The sequence below is a fragment of the Candidatus Culexarchaeum yellowstonense genome, from assembly GCF_024707025.1.
Lineage (GTDB): Archaea > Thermoproteota > Methanomethylicia > Culexarchaeales > Culexarchaeaceae > Culexarchaeum.
Genome location: NZ_JANGFQ010000250.1, coordinates 1 through 2,356 on the forward strand (window position 1 = coordinate 1; position 2,356 = coordinate 2,356).

Sequence of the window (2,356 nt, forward strand, 5' to 3'; positions counted from 1 at the left end):
ATGTGAAGCTCGATAGACTCTCCATTGAGGATTTTGAAATGAACATTTATGGTGTGAGTGGCGATGTATGCGTATTAGGTGAGGTTACCGTGAGGCTTGGACATACATTGGTTGATGAATTAGAGGGGAAGATCAATTTCCTGAGGAATAAGAAGCCTGAACTCTTAAAACCTAAAATGATAAAAGTCATATACACCATGACTGCAACACCCAAAGCCGTGGAGAAGGCGATGGAGTATGGAATATGGATCGTGACTGCAAGACAAGAATACACACCACTAAAAATACATTCAACATAGAATTGAAATTCAATGGCTTAGGGAACATTTTATAAGTTTCATGAACATAGGTTTGTTATAGGTTTGGAATGCTCATGAATTACATTGATCATTTTGAGATTTATGGGATCTATTATGCTTATAGGGTGAAATGTTTTGAGGAGGATTAAATTACCCTTTGCGGGGGGTTTGGAAGTTGAGTTTGCTGATAGGGGGAGGGCTATTAAGCAAGTTGAGGATTTCGCTGAGAAGGGGACTAGATATCCAATTATAGTTTTCGGTCCTGAGGGGTGTGGTAAAACTGCCTGGCTTAAACAATCCATTGAAGTTTTGAGGAAATATGGGTATGATGCCATATACATAGATCCACTTCATAAGAAGTTTATTGCATATACTGATGTTGAGGATGCTGTGAAGAGGCTTGCTAACGCTACGGCTGAAGTTATTGGTGTAGCCGAAGTTAAATTGGCAACATTAGCCATAGACGTTGTTAAGGAGCTTATTGGAATATGGAGGAGGAAGTATGTTGCTATTCTCGTGGATGAGGTGTTTCAGGTTATAGGGATTGAGAAGGCTGGGATGTATGTTAAAAGCTTATTAAACTTGGTTGAATATCTACCTGAAGGATATGAAAAGATAGTTGTAATTGCAGCTACAAGTGAAGGGTTATCGAGAATCGAGATTGGTAGGCATAGGTGGAGTGAAATTATGCCAATATGGAATATGACTAGTGAGGGATTTAAAGAGTTATATGCGGAAATTCCAAACCCTAAACCTCCACTTGAAGATGCTTGGAAGATGACTGGGGGAAACCCAGACATACTTGCAAAACTCATCAATTCCAATTGGAATTCCAATGAAGTTATTGAGAAGATAGTGGAGGGGAGGAAACTTAGATCATTCATAACCTCCCTCAGCATCCATGAAAGGAAGTGGCTCCTAGAGGCTGTAGAAGACCCTGACACACTATTCATGAGGGAAAGAATGCCACTACTAAATAAACTTGTCGAACTAAACCTAATTGTCGATGACATCCCAGAGAGAAAGCAATACCTATGGATTGATGAACCACCACCTGAAAGGAATCTTGAACTAGGCATAGGCAAGCATGTAGCATGGCAGACTCCAATACATAGGGAAGCAGTTAAAAGGGCAATAGTACAATGCTAACATTGGAAAACAAAAGGCATAATTCAACAAACCCTACAGTTTAAAGAAATCAATGTAAAACGCCAAAGAAAATTAAAATTTTAGAAGAATTCTATGGAAAGTCTTTTATAATTTTCACGTATATTTATTGTTTAGGTTAGGCATGCTCATGGATTGCATAGATTACTTTGAACTTAAAGGTGTATGGGTTAAGGCTTATAGGAATGGTAATATTCGCAAATTAAATGCATTTGAGAGGGGGCTTTTTAGGGCATGCCTAACCTATACGAAAAAGAATGGCGTAATAGTCAACAAGACAGTTCTAGAAATGCTTAGAAGGTTAATTGAAATATTAACTATTACTCCGCGTAGGGAAGCTTTGAAGCAGGGTTTTGAGAAGGTGAAAAGTTTAGTTAAGAATAGCCTCCTAATAAGAGTTTTCCCAAAAATATTGGATTGGGTTAAAAATTTGGATTATATAATGTATTTGGGGTTTATGGAGATTAATAAGCCTGAATACCTCAAAATCTACTAAATTATGCAAATTTATGAAATAGAGAGGGTATTGGTGCATTGAACTCTAAACATTCACATTCCAATACATGCCTTCAAGCTATTGGTTGAGGGGAAAGTGATCTCCAATGAAGTTTTCATGGAATTATCTAAATTCATGGGGCTTAGAAACTTTCAAATGTGTTGAGGAGTTCCTCAAAAATGTCCTTGCACTCATTGGAGGAGAAGTATAGGTATTATAGCCTCGGGGAGGGGGAGAGGGAGGAAGTGTTAAATAGGATTAGAGGGGTATTGGAGAAGCATGATGTGGGGCTTGCAATAATTTTCGGAAGCTTCTTGAGTGGAAACGCATTCAGAGACATAGATGTAGCCGTATACTCTAAGGAGCTAAAATTCGATGATTTATTGAAGCTTAG

General features: G+C 38.2%; 2 protein-coding genes and 2 pseudogenes. All 4 read left to right on the forward strand.

What is annotated here, in order from left to right; genetic code table 11:
• Nucleotides 1-299: pseudogene (locus MRT15_RS12210) on the forward strand (hypothetical protein); the annotation flags it as partial.
• A 135-nt stretch (nt 300-434) separates the two neighbouring features.
• Nucleotides 435-1,448 carry an ATP-binding protein gene (locus tag MRT15_RS12215; RefSeq protein WP_304330569.1) on the forward strand — a complete coding sequence of 338 codons (1,014 nt, stop codon included), beginning with the start codon at nt 435-437 and terminating at the stop codon, nt 1,446-1,448.
• A gap of 148 nt (nt 1,449-1,596) precedes the next feature.
• Nucleotides 1,597-1,962, forward strand: coding sequence for a hypothetical protein (locus MRT15_RS12220; RefSeq protein WP_304330570.1), 366 nt, complete (start codon nt 1,597-1,599; stop codon nt 1,960-1,962).
• A gap of 179 nt (nt 1,963-2,141) precedes the next feature.
• Nucleotides 2,142-2,356: pseudogene (locus MRT15_RS12225) on the forward strand (nucleotidyltransferase domain-containing protein); the annotation flags it as partial.

Coding starts and splice junctions, on each gene's coding strand:
- MRT15_RS12220 (WP_304330570.1), top strand. CDS start 1,597: ATGGATTGCATAGATTACTTTGAACTTAAAGGTGTATGGGTTAAGGCT.